The sequence below is a fragment of the Azospirillum sp. B510 genome, from assembly GCF_000010725.1.
In the GTDB taxonomy this organism is placed as follows: Bacteria; Pseudomonadota; Alphaproteobacteria; order Azospirillales; family Azospirillaceae; genus Azospirillum; species Azospirillum lipoferum_B.
The window spans coordinates 2,194,836-2,210,472 of record NC_013854.1 but is presented as its reverse complement, the minus strand read 5'-3'; the positions used below and the strand labels follow the sequence as shown (position 1 = coordinate 2,210,472).

16 protein-coding genes and 1 other RNA gene are annotated in these 15,637 nt (G+C 69.9%); 8 read left to right on the top strand and 9 right to left on the bottom strand.

The features are described 5' to 3' along the window. Window positions 1-127: 127 nt before the first annotated feature. From AZL_RS10240 to rpsU, 5 genes are all read right to left on the bottom strand, one after another. The gene (locus tag AZL_RS10240) at window positions 128-1,609 is read right to left on the bottom strand and encodes a cryptochrome/photolyase family protein (protein ID WP_042442949.1); all 1,482 of its coding nucleotides are present in this window, start codon (window positions 1,607-1,609) and stop codon (window positions 128-130) included. Between the two features lie 68 nt (window positions 1,610-1,677). Beyond that, on the bottom strand, window positions 1,678-2,385 hold the full coding sequence (gene pdeM / locus AZL_RS10235) for a ligase-associated DNA damage response endonuclease PdeM (RefSeq protein WP_042442947.1): 708 nt from the start codon (window positions 2,383-2,385) through the stop codon (window positions 1,678-1,680). Next, window positions 2,385-4,871, bottom strand: coding sequence for a ligase-associated DNA damage response DEXH box helicase (locus tag AZL_RS10230; RefSeq protein WP_012974548.1), 2,487 nt, complete (start codon window positions 4,869-4,871; stop codon window positions 2,385-2,387). The genes pdeM and AZL_RS10230 overlap by 1 nt, the downstream gene beginning before the upstream one ends. Before the next feature lie 62 nt (window positions 4,872-4,933). Beyond that, on the bottom strand, window positions 4,934-5,764 hold the full coding sequence (gene panB, locus AZL_RS10225; RefSeq protein WP_012974547.1) for a 3-methyl-2-oxobutanoate hydroxymethyltransferase: 831 nt from the start codon (window positions 5,762-5,764) through the stop codon (window positions 4,934-4,936). Window positions 5,765-6,007: 243 nt separating this feature from the next. Next, the gene (gene rpsU, locus AZL_RS10220) at window positions 6,008-6,211 is read right to left on the bottom strand and encodes a 30S ribosomal protein S21 (protein ID WP_012974546.1); all 204 of its coding nucleotides are present in this window, start codon (window positions 6,209-6,211) and stop codon (window positions 6,008-6,010) included. A 192-nt stretch (window positions 6,212-6,403) separates the two neighbouring features. On the opposite strand from rpsU, the gene def reads away from it, so the two are divergent. After that, window positions 6,404-6,976 carry a peptide deformylase gene (gene def, locus AZL_RS10215; RefSeq protein WP_012974545.1) on the top strand — a complete coding sequence of 191 codons (573 nt, stop codon included), beginning with the start codon at window positions 6,404-6,406 and terminating at the stop codon, window positions 6,974-6,976. Window positions 6,977-7,000: 24 nt separating this feature from the next. Then, the gene (locus AZL_RS10210) at window positions 7,001-7,696 is read left to right on the top strand and encodes a COQ9 family protein (protein ID WP_012974544.1); all 696 of its coding nucleotides are present in this window, start codon (window positions 7,001-7,003) and stop codon (window positions 7,694-7,696) included. A gap of 26 nt (window positions 7,697-7,722) precedes the next feature. On the opposite strand, the gene AZL_RS10205 is transcribed toward AZL_RS10210, so the two are convergent. From AZL_RS10205 to ssrA, 3 genes are all read right to left on the bottom strand, one after another. Continuing rightward, entirely contained in the window at window positions 7,723-8,091 is a 369-nt protein-coding gene (locus AZL_RS10205; protein ID WP_012974543.1) for a TfoX/Sxy family protein, read from the bottom strand. 47 nt (window positions 8,092-8,138) lie between these two features. Continuing rightward, window positions 8,139-8,636, bottom strand: coding sequence for an SspB family protein (locus AZL_RS10200; RefSeq protein WP_012974542.1), 498 nt, complete (start codon window positions 8,634-8,636; stop codon window positions 8,139-8,141). 76 nt (window positions 8,637-8,712) lie between these two features. After that, window positions 8,713-9,073: a transfer-messenger RNA gene (gene ssrA / locus AZL_RS33850) on the bottom strand. Window positions 9,074-9,189: 116 nt separating this feature from the next. Between ssrA and thyX the strand changes: the two genes are divergently transcribed. Next, a complete protein-coding gene (thyX, locus tag AZL_RS10195; protein WP_012974541.1) occupies window positions 9,190-10,128 on the top strand; it encodes an FAD-dependent thymidylate synthase in 939 nt (312 codons plus the stop codon). 46 nt (window positions 10,129-10,174) lie between these two features. Beyond that, entirely contained in the window at window positions 10,175-12,070 is a 1,896-nt protein-coding gene (locus AZL_RS10190; protein ID WP_148219286.1) for a tetratricopeptide repeat protein, read from the top strand. A gap of 42 nt (window positions 12,071-12,112) precedes the next feature. On the opposite strand, the gene ruvX is transcribed toward AZL_RS10190, so the two are convergent. Next, window positions 12,113-12,649 (bottom strand): Holliday junction resolvase RuvX, encoded by a 537-nt coding sequence (ruvX, locus tag AZL_RS10185; RefSeq protein WP_012974539.1) that lies wholly within the window; start codon window positions 12,647-12,649, stop codon window positions 12,113-12,115. A 76-nt stretch (window positions 12,650-12,725) separates the two neighbouring features. Between ruvX and AZL_RS10180 the strand changes: the two genes are divergently transcribed. The 4 genes from AZL_RS10180 to gatA all read left to right on the top strand — a co-directional run bounded on the left by AZL_RS10180 (window position 12,726) and on the right by gatA (window position 15,589). Beyond that, the gene (locus AZL_RS10180; protein ID WP_042442944.1) at window positions 12,726-13,268 is read left to right on the top strand and encodes a GNAT family N-acetyltransferase; all 543 of its coding nucleotides are present in this window, start codon (window positions 12,726-12,728) and stop codon (window positions 13,266-13,268) included. Between the two features lie 137 nt (window positions 13,269-13,405). Beyond that, window positions 13,406-13,732, top strand: coding sequence for a hypothetical protein (locus AZL_RS10175; protein WP_148219285.1), 327 nt, complete (start codon window positions 13,406-13,408; stop codon window positions 13,730-13,732). Between the two features lie 88 nt (window positions 13,733-13,820). Then, window positions 13,821-14,108: an Asp-tRNA(Asn)/Glu-tRNA(Gln) amidotransferase subunit GatC gene (gene gatC, locus AZL_RS10170; RefSeq protein ID WP_012974536.1), complete on the top strand. Its 288-nt coding sequence runs from the start codon at window positions 13,821-13,823 to the stop codon at window positions 14,106-14,108. Further along, window positions 14,108-15,589 carry an Asp-tRNA(Asn)/Glu-tRNA(Gln) amidotransferase subunit GatA gene (gene gatA, locus AZL_RS10165; protein ID WP_012974535.1) on the top strand — a complete coding sequence of 494 codons (1,482 nt, stop codon included), beginning with the start codon at window positions 14,108-14,110 and terminating at the stop codon, window positions 15,587-15,589. The genes gatC and gatA overlap by 1 nt, the downstream gene beginning before the upstream one ends. The last annotated feature ends 48 nt before the right edge of the window (window positions 15,590-15,637 follow it).

The window sequence follows — 15,637 nt, the reverse complement described above, 5'->3', positions numbered from 1 at the left end:
GCGGCCGCACCGGGCCGCCAAGGGCAGAATAACAAGCCGGCGTGACCGTTTGCGGGCGTGGCGGTGACTGTTCGATGAAGAGCGTCGGCGGACGGCGCCGGCGGACGGCGTTGGTGGACATCCTCGGTCACGGCGCAGCCCCGGCCTTTGCCTTGCGCTCGTTGTAGAGGGCGAGCGCGCGGTCGCGTGCGGCGCCATGGTCGAGGATCGGCCGCGGGTAGTCGGCGCCGAGCCGGATGCCGGCTTGGCGCAGGATTTCGGTCGGGGCGGTCCAGGGCTGATGAATCCAGCGCGGCGGCAGCCGGTCCAGTTCGGGCACGTATCGGCGGACGTAATCGCCGTCGGGGTCGAACTTCTCGCCTTGCAGGACGGGATTGAACACGCGGAAGAAGGGGGCGGCATCGGCGCCGCAGCCGGCCACCCACTGCCAGTTGCCGGCATTCTGGGCCAGATCGGCATCGACCAGCGTGTCCCAGAACCAGCGTTCCCCCTCCTGCCACGGCAACAGCAGATCCTTGACCAGGAAGGAGGCGACGATCATCCGCACCCGGTTGTGCATCCAGCCGGTCTCCCACAGCTGGCGCATGCCGGCATCGACGATGGGATAGCCGGTGCGTCCGCGCCGCCACGCCTGCAAGCCGGCGGCATCCTCGCGCCAGGGGAAATCGGCGAAGCGGGGATCGAGCGGCCGTTCGGGCAACTCCGGCGCGTGGTGCAGCAGGTGATATTGGAACTCGCGCCAGCCGACCTCGCGCAGGAAGAAGTCGATGCCGGCGGCGAGTTCGGGCCGGGCCTCGGCGGCGTGGCGGGCGGCGTGCCAGACTTGACGCGGCCCGATCTCGCCGAAGGCCAGATGGGGGGAGAGGGTGGAGGTGCCATGGCGATCCGGCCGGTCGCGCTCCGTCGCATAGACCCCGACCGGCCCGTCGAGGAAGTCGGCGAGGTGGGAGAGCGCCGCCGTCTCGCCCGGAACCCAGCGCTTGCGCAGGCCGGCGGCCCAGTCGGGGGCGGTCGGCGGCAGGCCCCAGCCTTCGAGCGCGTCGCCGGCCGGGGCGGTCGCCGGCGCTTTCAGGGCGGCGGGGGCGCGGGTCGGCGGCGGCGGGGTCAGCGTCGCCGACAGGTGGCGCCAGAAGGGGGTGAAGACCTTGAAGGAGCCGCCGCTCTTGTTGCGGACGGTCCAGGGTTCGGCCAGCAGGCCGGCATTGAAGCTGCGGGCATCGATGCCGCGCGCCTTCAGCCCCTGCTTGATCGCCGCGTCGCGGGCGGTCTGGGCGGGGGCGTAGCGGCGGTTCCACAGAACGCAGCCCGCCCCGGTCTCGGCGATCAGCGCATCGAGCACGGCGGCAGGCTCGCCCCGGCGCAGCACCAGCGGCGAGCCGTGGCGGGCGCAGCAGGTGGCGAGCCGTTCCAGGCTGCCATGCAGCCACCAGCGCTGCGCCCCGCCCAGCGTCCAGGGATCGCCGGTCTCCTCCTCCAGGATATAGAGCGGGATGACGGCGCCGCCGCGCTCGCCGGCCATCTGCGCGGCGGCGGTCAGCGCCGGGTTGTCGGCCAGACGCAGGTCGTTGCGGAACCAGACGATAATAGGGGGGGCGATGGCGGTGGACATACGCTGCGCTCTATCGGTCGTCTCCGGACCCACCGGATATAGGCCGTGCTCCCGCTTCCGCCAGCGGCTCAGCGCGCCCGGTCCGGCGACAAACGGGCGCAGGGGAAGCGGTAGACCCGGCCGCGCGCCGTCATCAGCACTTCGAACTCCGGCGCCAGCAGCCCGTCGAAGGCGGGATCCAGCACATTCAGCCCGCCGGTGAAGCTGCCGAAGGACGGCAGGATCAGCTTGGCGCCGTCATGGGCGAAGCAGCGCTCGCGCACCCGCCGCCCGGCCAGCGCCACCGCGGCGGCGGGATGCAGGTGCCCCGACAGCTCGCCCACCGCTCCCGGCCGGGCCTCGTGCCGGAAGGTCAGCGGGCCGACGGACAGCTCCGCCACCGCCCGGCCACCGAGGCCCCGCGGCGGGTCGGGATCGTGGTTGCCGGTGATCCACACCCAGTCGGTGACGGCGGCGGTCAGGGCGCGCAGCCGCTCCGCATCGGCCGGGTCCATCCGTTCGGCGGCGCGGCGGTCGTGGAAGCTGTCGCCCAGGCACAGCACCCGCGCCGGGCGCGCCATCGCGACCAGCGCCGCCAGCCGGTCCAGCGTCGCCCGCGTGTCATAGGGCGGCAGCATCCGGCCGCGCGCGGCGAAGGCGGAGCCCTTCTCCAGATGCAGGTCGGCGACGGCGAGGACGCCCGCCGCCGGCCACAGCAGCGCGCCCGACGGATCGGCCAGCAGCTCGGCGCCGCACAGGGTCAGCGCCGCGCGGCCTATGGTCTCGATGCGGTTCATCACAGGATCAATCGGCCCTGTCGCGGCTCGGCAGGTTCGGGAGAGGCCAGTTCGGGCATCGCCTCCGCCAGGAGCTCGGCCTCGGCGGCGGCGAGCAGCTCGTCGGTGGCGCTGCCCTCCACCCGCTCGCGCCCGATCTCCAGGATCACCGGCACCGCCAGCGGGGAGATGCGGTCGAGATCCTTGTGGGTGATGCGCCCGCGCACCCGCGCCAGGAAATCGGAGAGGCGGCGGATGTCGGTCAGCCCGCCCGCCGCGTCGGCCCGCGTCGCCCGCAGCAGCACATGGCCGGGATCATGCCTGCGCAGCACGTCATAGATCAGGTCGGAGGAGAAGGTGACCTGCCGTCCGGTCTTCTCCTGTCCCGGATGGCGGCGGTCGATGACCCCGGCGATCAGCGCCACATTGCGGAAGGTCCGCCGCAGCATCGACGACTCATCCATCCAGGCCTCCAGGTCGTCGCCCAGCATGTCCTGGTCGAACAGCGCGTCCATATCTCCAGGCGATCGCAGCGACCACACCGCCAGCACATAGTCGGTGGCGACGAAGCCCAGCGGCCCCAGCCCGAAGCGCTCCATCCGCCGGGTCAGCAGCATGCCCAGGGTCTGGTGCGCGTTCCGTCCCTCGAAGGCGTAGGCGACGAGGAAGCGCTTGCCGGCCTTGGGGAAGGTCTCCACCAGCAGCCCGTCGCGGTCGGGCAGGACCGAGCGGTGGCGCTGCAAGCGCAGCCATTCCCGCACATCCTCCGGCAGCCCGTCCCACCGGCGCGGATCGGCCAGCATGGCGCGCACGCGCTCGGCCAGATGGGTGGTCAGCGGCAGCCGCCCGCCGGCATAGGCCGGAACCTTCGGGTCGCCGGTGCCGCCCTTGGCGACCTGGGCCTCCATCTCGCGCACACCGAGGAATTTCAGCAACTGGCCGGCGAACAGGAAGGTGTCGCCGGGGGTCAGCCCCTGGATGAAATATTCCTCGACCTCGCCCAGCACCGGGCCGCGGTTCAGCCGGACGCGCAGCAGCGCCTCCTGGGTGATGGTGCCGACATTCATGCGGTATTGCCGCGCCACCGCCGGTCCGGCCACCACGATCCGCCCATCCTCGCGCGGCTTCAGGCGCCGGAACCGTTCATAGGCGCCGAGCGCGTAGCCGCCGGTGGCGACGAAATCGAGCACATCGTCGAACTCGTCGCGCGTCATCGAGGCATAGGGGGCGGCGGAGACCACCTCCTCATAGAGATCGTCGGCCAGGATGGGGGCGGCGCAGGCCATGCCGAGCAGATGCTGGGCCAGCACGTCGAGCCCGCCCGGCCGTGGCGCCTCGCCGTCCAGCGTGTGGTCGTGGACGGCCTCCAGCGCGGCGCGGCATTCCAGCACCTCGAAGCGGTTGGCGGGGACCAGCAGGGCGCGGCTCGGCTCGTCGAGCCGGTGGTTGGCGCGGCCGATGCGCTGGACCAGCCGGCTCGACCCCTTGGGCGCGCCGATCTGCACCACCAGATCGACCGCCGCCCAGTCGATGCCGAGATCGAGCGAGGAGGTGGCGACCACCGCCCGCAATTCGCCGCGCGCCATCGCGGCCTCGACCTTGCGGCGCTGCTCCACCGCCAGCGAGCCGTGGTGGAGCGCGATCGGCAAATTGTCGTCATTGACCCGCCACAGCGCCTGGAACACCAGCTCGGCCTGGGCGCGGGTGTTGACGAACAGCAGGGTGGTGCGCTGGCGGCGGACGCGCTCATAGACCTCCTTCATGGCGTGCATCGCCATGTGACCGGCCCAGGGAACACGCTCCCGCGAGGTCAGGATCTCGACCTCCGCCTGGGCGCCGGAGCGGCCCAGCACGAGGCGGACATCATCGGTCCCGGTTCCGTCATGGCGGCCGCGGCGCGACAGCCAGGCCAGCAGCCGTTCCGGCTCCGCCACCGTGGCCGACAGCCCGACCCGCCGGGCGGCGGGGGCCAGCCGCGACAGCCGGGCCAGCCCGAGCGCCAGCAGATCGCCGCGCTTGGATCCCGCCAGCGCATGCAGCTCGTCGATGATGACGCAGCGCAGGGCGCGGAACAGCCGGTCGGCGTCGGTGTAGGACAGCAACAGCGCCAGGCTTTCCGGCGTCGTCATCAGCATGTGCGGCGGGTGGCTGCGCTGGCGCTTGCGCTTGGCCTCCGGCGTGTCGCCGGTGCGGGTTTCCGCCCGGATCGGCAGCCGCATCTCGGCGATCGGCTGTTCCAGATTGCGCTGGATATCGACCGCCAGCGCCTTCAGCGGCGAGATGTAAAGGGTGTGCAGCCCGTCGCGCGGCCGTTCGGCCAGCTCGATCAGCGAGGGCAGGAAGCCGGCCAGCGTCTTGCCGCCGCCGGTCGGCGCGATCAGCAGCGCGCTCTCCCCCCGGTCCGCCGCCTCGACCATCGCGACCTGATGCGGGTGCGGCGCCCAGCCGCGCGACCGGAACCATGCGGCGACGTTGGGGGGAATCAGGGCGGGGGAGGGCGCATCCATTGCGGACGGACTTTAGCGGATCGCCCAGAACGGAGGAAGAACGAAGTGGAGCGGGGAAGGCGTCAAACCGCCGCCTTCCTCACCCCGAAGCAGTGCTCCGGCCCCGGGAAGGCGCGGGTCCGCACCTCGGCGGCGTAGGCTGCCGCCGCTTCGCTCACCGTCTCGCCCAGGTTGGCGTAGCGCTTGACGAATTTCGGCTGGAAGGCGCCGAACAGGCCCAGCATGTCATCGGTGACCAGAACCTGTCCGTCGCAGGCCGGCGAACCGCCGATGCCGATGGTGGGAATCGCCACCTCTTCGGTGATGCGGCGGGCAAGCGGCTCCATCGTGCCCTCGATCACCAGGGTGAAGGCGCCGGCCTCGGCGATGGCGCGGGCGTCGGCGGCGATCCGTTCCGCCGCCTCGGCGTCGCGGCCGACCGCCTTGTAGCCGCCGAGCGTGTTCACCGATTGCGGCGTCAGCCCGACATGGCCCATCACCGGGATGCCGCGGGCGGTCAGGAAGGCCACCGTCTCCGCCATCTCGAGCCCGCCCTCCAGCTTGACCGCCTGGGCGCCGGTCTCCGCCATCACCCGGGCCGAGGCGCGGAAGGCGGCCTCCCTGCTCTCCTGATAGCTGCCGAAGGGCAGGTCGACGACGACGCAGGCCCGTTCCGACGCGCGGACCACGGCGGCGCCATGGGCGATCATCATGTCGAGCGTCACAGGCAGCGTGCTGTCCAGCCCATAGACCACCATGCCCAGCGAATCGCCGACCAGCAGGACATCGACATGCGGATCGAGCAGCCGGGCCACCGGGGCGGTATAGGCGGTCAGGCAGACGATGGGCTCGCCGCCCTTGCGGGCGCGCAGCGCCGGGACCGATTGGCGGGCGGTGAGGTTGGAGGCGCTCATGATCGGGCCTTTCCAGAGGGGCGGCCAAGTGGGGTGGCCAATTGGGGCTTGCGGCCGGTTGGCGTGCCGGCGGTTGGCTGGCCATTCAATACGCTTGACCGACGCACAATTCCGCCAAAATGACAGGATGCCGATACACCAAAACCGCCCACGCGAGGTTCGCGGGACGGTCGGGTGCAAGACACAAGGGGTCTTGGGCGCGCATCATACGCGCCCATCGCGGTCGCTGAGCGCGACAGACGATTAGTAGCCCTCGCGTTCCATCCGCTTGCGGAGCAGCTTGCGGGTGCGACGCACCGCTTCAGCCTTCTCACGCGCGCGCTTCTCCGAGGGCTTCTCGTAGTTGCGACGCAGCTTCATTTCACGGAAAATGCCCTCGCGCTGCATCTTCTTCTTGAGCGCGCGGAGGGCCTGATCGACGTTGTTATCTCGGACCAGAACTTGCACGTTAACCGTCACCCTTCCAAGTGAAGCATGTTGCGCGAAGGCAACAAATAGGCATGCGCGACGGCGCACCCCTTGTGTGGGCGCAGTGTGTAGCACGCTCGATCGGCTTTGTGAAGGGGAGTCTTCGCCGTCAAGCGGCAGCGGCGCAGGAATCGGTTGCCCCGGCGGCCTCCACACTCCAGATATAGCGTCATGCCAGTGCTTCCAATCGCCCGGATGGGCAATCCCATACTCCGCCAGATCGCGCAGCCGATCGCCGACCCGACCGATCCGGCCATCGCCCGGCTGGCGGCCGACATGATCGCCACCATGCTGGATGCTCCCGGAGTCGGTCTGGCGGCACCCCAGGTGTCGGAGTCGTGCCGGATCATCGTCTTCCGCGTTCCCGCCGACCGTGGCGAGGGGGAGGAGGTGGCGAACACCGTGCTGGTCAATCCGGTGATCGAGCCGCTGACCGACGACATGGCGCTGGGCTGGGAAGGCTGCCTGTCGATTCCCGGCCTGCGCGGTCTGGTGCCGCGCCACACGCGCATCCGCTACCGCGGCCACGGCCTGGATGGCGCCCGCATCGAGCGGGAGGCGTCGGGATTCCACGCCCGCGTGGTCCAGCACGAGGTCGACCACCTCGACGGCGTGCTCTATCTTGATCGCATGGACGATCTGCGTCTCCTGGTCTGCACCGAGGAGATGCATCACATCAACGCCGCGCTGGCCGCGGCGACCCATGTCACCGACCATGTCACCGACGCGCCGGCCCGGATCTGAGAGCGGGCGCAGGGAGAGTTGGCTATGAGCATCGACACGCTTCGCGACGAGATCCTGGTGGCGAGCCTGCCCAACGTCGTCTTCGACGGTTGGAGCCTACAGGCCCTGCGCGACGGCGCCGAGATGGCGGGGCACCAGCCGTCGGCGTTGCTGCGCGCCTTTCCCGGCGGCGTCACCGACGCGGTGGAGCATTTCGCCGACTGGGCCGACCGCCAGACGCTCGACCGGCTGGAGGCCCAGCCGCTGGCCGAGATGAAGGTGCGCGAGCGCGTCTCGCTCGCCGTCCGCACCTATTTCGACGTGCTGGAGCCCTATCGCGAGGCCAAGCGCCGGCAGCTCTCCTATCTGGCGATGCCGCAGAATGTGGCGCTCGGCCTGCGGCTGCTCTACCGCACGGTGGATGCGATGTGGTTCGCCGCGGGCGACAGCTCGACCGACTACAACCACTACACCAAGCGGGCGCTGCTGGCCGCGGTGGTCAGCTCCTCCACCTTCTATTGGCTGGATGACAAGTCGGACGACCATGTCGAGACTCGCGCCTTCATCGACCGGCGTCTGGCCGATGTGATGGCGGTGGGCAAGGCGACCTCGTCGGTCGGCAAGCTGGGGTCGATGCTGAACATCCTTCCCAACCCGCTGCGCTTCGCCCGCCAGATCCGCCAGCGCACCACCAGCGCCCAGGCCAGCAACGCGACCGTCCACATGGCGGACAATATCTGAGGGGCGTGTGGGCGGGAGACGGCGCTTTACGTTTTCTTCCGCCCCGCCTTCTTCGCCTTCTTGGCCGCCGCCCGCAGCGCCGCCTCGAATCCGGACCGCGCCCAGGGCAACAGCTCTCCGCCGTCGTCGAGCGCCTGGTCGGGGGGCGGATAGTAGGACAGGGTGGTCGGCTTGTCGGGCATCGGCCGGAAGGGCTCCAGGCCCAGCTCCGTGAAGGCGGCGCGGTTCACATCGTCCGCCTTGATATACAAAATCTCGTCGGCGATCAGCGCGAAGGTCGAGCCATCGATTGACAGGCCGTAGCCGCCGAACATGCGGCGCACGCGGATATCGCCCAGCGGCGCCAGCATCTCGCAGAGGCTGGCGACATACTCGCTGGGCGGCTTGGCCGGCATCCGGTCCTTGGACGGTTATTTCTTGGGACGGTTATTTCTTGGGACGGTTATTTCTTGCGGAAGGCGTCCAGCGCCACGACCTCGCCGCGCTTCGGCTCCTCGGCCGGCGCGGCTTCCTCCACCTTTTCCTCGACGCGCTCGGCGGCGGCACGGGGCGGCATGGTCGCGACCTCCGCCGACTCGGTGGCGGCCAGCGGCTGGAATTGCAGGGCGAAATTCACCGACGGGTCGGCGAAGGTGGTGATGGCGCCGAACGGGATCACCAGACGCTCATGCACGTTGTTGAAGCTCAGCGTCACCTCGAAATGATCGTCCGTCACGTCCAGGCCGTAATACTGGAACTGGAGGACGATGGTCATCTCGTTCGGATACTGGCCCGCCAGATAGTCCGGGATATCGACACCAGGGTAGCCGGTGCGGAAGGTCAGGTAGAAATGGTGATTGCCCGGCAAGCCGCGCTCGGCAACCTCGGTCAGCGCGTCGCGGACAACGCCGCGCAACGCGGTCTCGACCATGCGGTCATAGCGGAGCTGCTCTTTGGGCATGCTTGGACGGGTCCCTGGATTACACGTCGGCCAGCGTCCTGTCTCCGGGCGGGCCGGGGGGATCGCTGGGAAAAGAGGTGTGGGCCTTCTGTTGCTAGGCGGCCCACGGCCCCACCCTTGGGCGCTAACCCGCGGGGATTAGGTTTAGGCTACCAGCCGCCGTTAGGCAGCGAGGCGAGCCTGAGCAACGTTGTCGTTGGCAACTATTGCAACGGCCCGATAACGGCGGAACCATGCCGAGCGAAAACCATGCCTTTACCACGCGTGTCGATCCTGTTTCGCCCCCAACGACCCCGGTCAACGAGTCCGGTGTTTGGTTGGTGGAGGCGCCGGGTACCGCCCCCGGGTCCACAACGCTTATTCCACAAGGCGTTTATCGCCATAGTCGGCGAACCGACGTGGCGAATATAGGCACTCCCGCCCGGCAAGGGAAGGGGGAGCGTGAGGCGATCGCCCGAATGCGTTGCGGTGACGCGGGCGACGCCGTGCGTTCATCGTTCCCGATCCGCGCGCGGTCTGATAAGACAGCCGGCATCGTAACCCCGGAGTCACCATGCCGATCACGCCCGAGCAGCGCGACGAAATCGATCGCCTGCGCGCCGTCACCGCCACCACCCGCCGCGCCACCGTCCCGGCCCTGGAGGATATCCTCTATCAGCCGCTGGAGGTGCTGGACCACGGCTTCGTCCGCGTCATCGACTATATGGGCGACGATGCGGCGGTCGTGCAGGCGGCGCGCGTGTCCTATGGCAAGGGCACCAAGAAGGTCAGCGAGGATTCCGGCCTCATCAAGTATCTGATGCGCCACCGCCACTCGACCCCGTTCGAGATGTGCGAGATCAAGTTCCATGTGAAGCTGCCGATCTTCGTCGCCCGCCAGTGGATCCGCCACCGCACCGCGAACGTGAACGAATATTCGGCGCGCTACTCCATCCTCGACCGCGAGTTCTACGTGCCGGCGCCGGAGCAGCTTGGCGCCCAGGCCGTGGTCAACCGCCAGGGCCGCGGCGACGTGCTGGAGGGCGAGGAGGCCGCCAGCGTCATGCGGCTGCTGCGCGAGGATTCCGAACGCGCCTACGGCCATTACGAGGAGATGCTGAACCAGCGCGAGGACGGCACGGTCATCGACCCGTCCCGCCAGGGTCTGGCGCGTGAACTGGCGCGGATGAACCTGTCGCTGAACTACTACACGCAGTGGTACTGGAAGGTCGATCTCCACAACCTTCTCCATTTCCTGTCGCTGCGCGCCGACAGCCATGCCCAGTATGAGATCCGCGTCTATGCCGAGGCGATGCTGGACGTGGTGAAGCGCTGGGTTCCGGCGGTCTACGAGTCCTTCAGCGAATACCGCATGGGCGGCGCCCATCTGTCGCGCACCGGGCTGGACGTGGTGAAGCGCCTGCTGGCCGGCGAGCCGGTGACCCAGGAGGCCAGCGGCCTGTCCAAGCGCGAATGGCGCGAACTGATGGACCAGCTCGGCCGCCCCGAATAAGGCGGGTCCGAATTAAGGCGGCCCCCAACAAGCAGGAATGACGCCGATGACGCCGGATCAGGCCGAAAGCACCTATCGCCAGGGCCTGATCGCCGCGCAGGCCGGCCGCTGGGCCGAGGCGGGGGACCTTCTCGCCCGAGCCATCACCGCCCGGCCCGGCGTGGCCGTCTGGTGGGCCAATTACGGGCTGGTGCTGGAAAGCCGGGGCGACCCGCTGGGGGCGGCGCAGGCCTATGCCGGGGCGCTTAACCTCGACGGCGGGCTTGCCATGGCGATGGACGGGCTGCTGGTGATGGCGGAGACGCTGGCCAAGGGCGGCCGCGCCGATCTGGCGGAGGGCTGTTACCGCCGCGCCCTGGCGCTCGCCCCCGCCACGCTGGCCGCGCTGGTGAATGCCGGCAATCTGCTGCGGGCCCAGGCCCGCCGCGCCGACTCCATCGGGCTCAATCGCCGCGCCGCGATCCTTCAGCCGGACAGCTGGATTCCGTTCTACAACACCGGCAACGCCCTGGCCGAAATGAACCGGCCGGACGAGGCCGACCGCGCCTTTCGCGCCGGCCTGTGCCTGGAGCCGTCGCGGGTGGAGCTGTGGGCCAACCGCGCCGGCCTGTCGCTCGCCCCCCAGGCGCGCATCGGCGAGGCGCTCGCGGCGCTCGATCGCGCCCTGCGGCTGTCGCCCGGCGCCGATTCGCTGCACAGCGCCCGGCTTTTCCTGATGCAGTATGATCCGGCGCCGGCCATGCCGCGGATCGCCCAGGCGCATGCCGATTGGGGCGCCCGCTATCCCGATCGTCCGGCCGCTCCCGTCGCGGCGCCGTCGCCCCGGCTGCGCGTCGGCTATGTCTCCGCCGATTTCCGCGCCCATCCGGTGGGGTATTTCCTGGAGCCGGTGCTGGCCGCCCATGATCGCGGCGGCATCGAGGCGATCTGCTATTCCAACACCGCCAACCCGGATGCGGTGACGGCGCGGCTGCGCGGGCTTGCCGACGGCTGGGTCGATTGCGCCGGCCTGGACGACGCCGCGCTGCTGGAGCGCATCCGCGCCGACGGCATCCATATCCTGGTCGATCTCGCCGGTCACACGTTGGGCAACCGGCTGGGCGTCTTCGCCCGGCGGGCGGCCCCGGTGCAGGTGACCTGGGCCGGCTATGTCGGCACCACCGGCCTGCCGGCGATGGACTATCTGATTTCCGACCCCAGGCAGAGCCCGGAGGGGGCCGACGGCTGGGCCATCGAGGGCATCGTCCGCATGCCCGACGCCTATGTGCCCTGGGTGCCGCCGGCCGATGCCCCGGCGGTGGCGCCGCTGCCGATGATCGCGCGTGGCGCCCCGACCTTCGGGTGCCTGAACGCCTTGCCGAAGCTGAACGCGCCGGTCGCCGCGCTGTGGAGCCGGCTGCTCGCCGCCGTGCCGGGGGCGCGGCTGCTGCTGCGCACGCCGGGTCTGGACGATCCCGCCCTGCGGGCGCGTACGCTGGCCCTGTTCGAGGCGGCCGGCGCCGACCCCGCGCGCATCGAGCTGCGCGGCGCCGCACCGCACGCCGAATTCCTGGCGACCTATGGCGAGATCGACGTCGCGCTCGATCCCTTTCCCTATTCGGGCGGGCTGACGACGCTGGAGGCGTTGTGGATGGGCGTGCCGGTGGTGACGCTGGGCGGCGACCGCTTCTGCGCCCGCCATTCGGTCACCCACCTGACCTCCGCCGGGCTGCCGGCCCTGGCGGTGGAGGGGGAGGAGGCCTATGTCGCCATGGCCGCCGCCCTGGTGTCGGATCCGGACGGGCTGGCGAGCATCCGCGGCCGGTTGCGCGACCGTCTGGCCACCTCGCCGGCGCTGGACGGCGTGCGCTTTACCCGCGCGTTGGAGGCCGCCTTCGGCGCCATGTGGCAGCGCGCGGCGGCGGGGCAGGGGCGGGCGTCCTTCGCGCTCAACTTCGACTGAGACGGCCTTGATGGAGACGGCGCCCGGCCGTCCCGGCCGCCGTCAGTCCCGGCCGTCTTCCATCCCCTCCCCGTCCCCGTCCGCCTCCGCGGCCAGGCGGCGCTGGTTGGCCAGCATGTCGAGCGCGCCCTGGAGGATGTAGGCGGCGGCCATCTTGTCGACCACCTCGTCCCGCCGCTTGCGGGTCATGTCGGCCTCGCCGATCATGAAGCGCTCGACGGCGGAGGTCGACAGCCGCTCGTCCCAGAAGGCGATCTCCGCCTCCCAGCCCAGCAGGTCGGAGCGCTCCAGCAGATTGTTGGCGAAGGCGCGCACCGACTCGGCGCGCGGTCCCTCGCTGCCGTCCATGTTCAGCGGCAGCCCGACCACCAGACCGCCGATGCCGTAATCGCGGATGGTCTTGCCCAGCTCGCGCGCGTCCTGGGTGAATTTGGTGCGTTTCAGCGTGCCGATGGGGGATGCGACGATCAGTCCGGGATCGGCGACCGCCAGCCCGACGGTCTTGGTGCCGACGTCGAGGCCAAGCAGGCGTTGGTTTCTGCCCAGCCGGGCCGCGAGATCTTCAAGGGTATGGATCATCGTCCGACCATAGGGCCGCCGCCCCATGGCCGCAAGGTCGCTTGAGTTGTCCGCGAAAAAGCTTAGACTTCTAAGTATGAGCAGCGCCCTTTCCGGATCCGCCCTGTCGCACCGGCCGCTGGCCGACGCCGACATCCCGACGATCTGCGGGTTCCCCCGCGGCGCGGAGGAGCTGTATTTCCTGTTCCCGCGCGCCAGCTGGCCGCTGACCCCCGATCAGGTGCGGGCGACCCTGGCGATCCGCCGGGATCCCACCGTGGCCGTCCTGCGCGAGGACGGACGGGAGCGGGTGGTCGGCTATGCCAACTACGCCACCTTCGAGGAGGAGCGCACCGCCAGCATCGGCAATGTCAGCGTCGATCCGGCGCTGCGCCGTCGCGGCATCGCCGAATATCTGGTGCGGACGATGATCGACCGTGCCTTCGACCATCATCATCTGCCCGAACTGACGCTCTATTGCTTCAACACCAACACCCCGGCCCTGCTGCTCTATGCCAAGCTCGGCATGGCGCCGATCGCGCTGGAGACGCGGGTGACGCCCTGGGGCGAGCCGATCGCGCTGTTCAAGCTGCGGATCGACCGGGCCAGCCGGCAAGCGGCATCACCCATCGCCGCCTGATGGGCCGCCTGATGGGCCGCTTGGACGATGTCCGCTTTTTAATGATCGGGGCTTCGGCGGGCGGCGTATAGTTGATGGCCTGGAAGGCGGCGGCTGCCTCCTGGGCGGTGTTGCCCGTGGATCGACGGAGCGGACGGATGAGCGGGATGATGACGGGTGCGAACCGGCGCGCGGTGCTGGCCGGCTTGGCCGGGCTGGTCTCCGGCGGTGCCGGGCTGTTCGCGGCGGGAGGGGCGCAGGCCATCACCGCCCAGTCCAGTTCGGATTACGGCGCCATGCTGGACGCCGCCTGCGGCGCCAGCGCCGACCACAAGCGCCAGATCGCCGCGGTGGAGAGCGCGCTCGGCGCCGTCCTGCCGGATGCGCGGGTGGTCGAGGTGTTGCAGCGGACGCAATGCCCGGCCTGCGGCTGCCCGCTGGCGCTGACCGCCGGCTTCCCCAAGGGCGGCAACGGCGCCTTCTGAACGGCGGAATGGCCGCAATCGTTGCGGATGAAGCCGGCGGGTGCTAGCTTCGCGGCCGATTTCCAATGTTTTGGAAGAGAGTAGAGGCATGTCGCTCGACAAGGCCACGGTGGCCAAGATCGCGCATCTGGCCCGCATCAAGGTGCCGGACGAGGAACTGGAATCCCTGGCCGGGGAACTGAGCCGGATTCTGACCTTCGTGGAACAGCTCAACGAGGTCGACACGAAGGACGTGCCGCCGATGACCAGCGTCGCCGCGCAGAAGCTGCGCCGCCGCAAGGACGAGGTCACCGACGGCGGATACGCCGCGCAGGTCCTGTCGAACGGTCCGGAAACGGCCGAAGGCTTCTTTGTCGTGCCCAAGGTGGTCGAGTGATGACGGCGCTCACGCATCTGACGATGGCCGGGGCCCTCGACGGCCTCGCCAAGAAGGACTTCACCGCGGTCGAACTGGCCGAGGCGCATGTGCGCGCGGTCGAGGCCGTGCGGCCCTTCAACATCTTCATCACCGAGACCCCGGACGCCGCCCTGGCGATGGCCAAGGCCAGCGACGAGCGCCGCGCCAAGGGCGAGGCCGGGCCGATGGACGGCCTGCCGATCGCGGTGAAGGATCTGTTCTGCACCAAGGGTGTCGCCACCACCGCCGGCAGCCGCATCCTGGACGGCTTCAAGCCGGAGTATGAATCGACGGTGACCTCACAGCTGTGGCGCGACGGCGCCGTCATGCTGGGCAAGGTGAACCTGGACGAGTTCGCCATGGGCTCCGCCACCATCACCGCCCACCAGGGCGAGACGGTCAGCCCGTGGAGCCCCGGCGCGCCGGGCGCCTGGGACCGGAGGATCGTCGCCGGCGGTTCGTCGGGCGGATCGGCCGCGGTGATCGCCGCGCGCGCAGCATTGGGCGCCACCGGGACCGACACCGGCGGTTCGATCCGCCAGCCGGCCGGCTACACCGGCACCGTCGGCATCAAGCCGACCTACGGCCGCTGCTCGCGCTGGGGCATCGTCGCCTACGCCTCCTCGCTGGATCAGGCCGGGCCGATGACCCGCACGGTCGAGGACGCGGCGATCATGCTGCGCTCGATGTGCGGTTTCGATCCGAAGGATTCGACCTCGGTCAACCTGCCGGTGCCGGACTTCCGCGCCGCGCTGACCGGCGACATCCGCGGCCTGCGCGTCGGCATTCCCAAGGAATACCGGGCGGAGGGCCTGTCGGCCGAGATCGCCGCGCTGTGGGACCAGGGCATCGCCTGGCTGAAGGACGCCGGCGCCGAGCCGGTCGAGATCAGCCTGCCGCACACCAAATACGCGCTGGCCGCCTATTACATCATCGCGCCGGCCGAGGCGTCGTCCAACCTCGCGCGCTATGACGGCGTGCGCTACGGCCTGCGGGTCGAGGGCGGCAACCTCAAGGAGATGTACGAGAACACCCGCGGCGCCGGCTTCGGCCCGGAGGTGCGGCGCCGCATCCTGATCGGCACCTATGTGCTGTCGGCCGGCTATTACGACGCCTATTACAACAAGGCCCGCCAGGTGCGCACGCGCATCAAGCAGGACTTCGACGAGGCGTTCAAGAGCTGCGACGTCATCCTGACGCCGACCGCCCCCAGCACGCCCTTCGCCATCGGCGAGAAGATGGACGATCCGGTGCAGATGTACCTGATCGACGTCTTCACCGTGCCGGTCAACCTCGCCGGCCTGCCGGCGATGTCGGTTCCGGCCGGTCTCGGCGCCGATGGCCTGCCGCTCGGCCTTCAGCTGATCGGCCGCCCGTTCGACGAGGAGACGCTGCTGCGCGTCGGCCAGGTCGTCGAGAGGGCCGCCAACGTCACCGCGCTGCCGCCCTTCGTGGCGTGACGCGGGTGACCTGACACCGAAAGGGCCGGCTCGTGGGAGCCGGCCCTT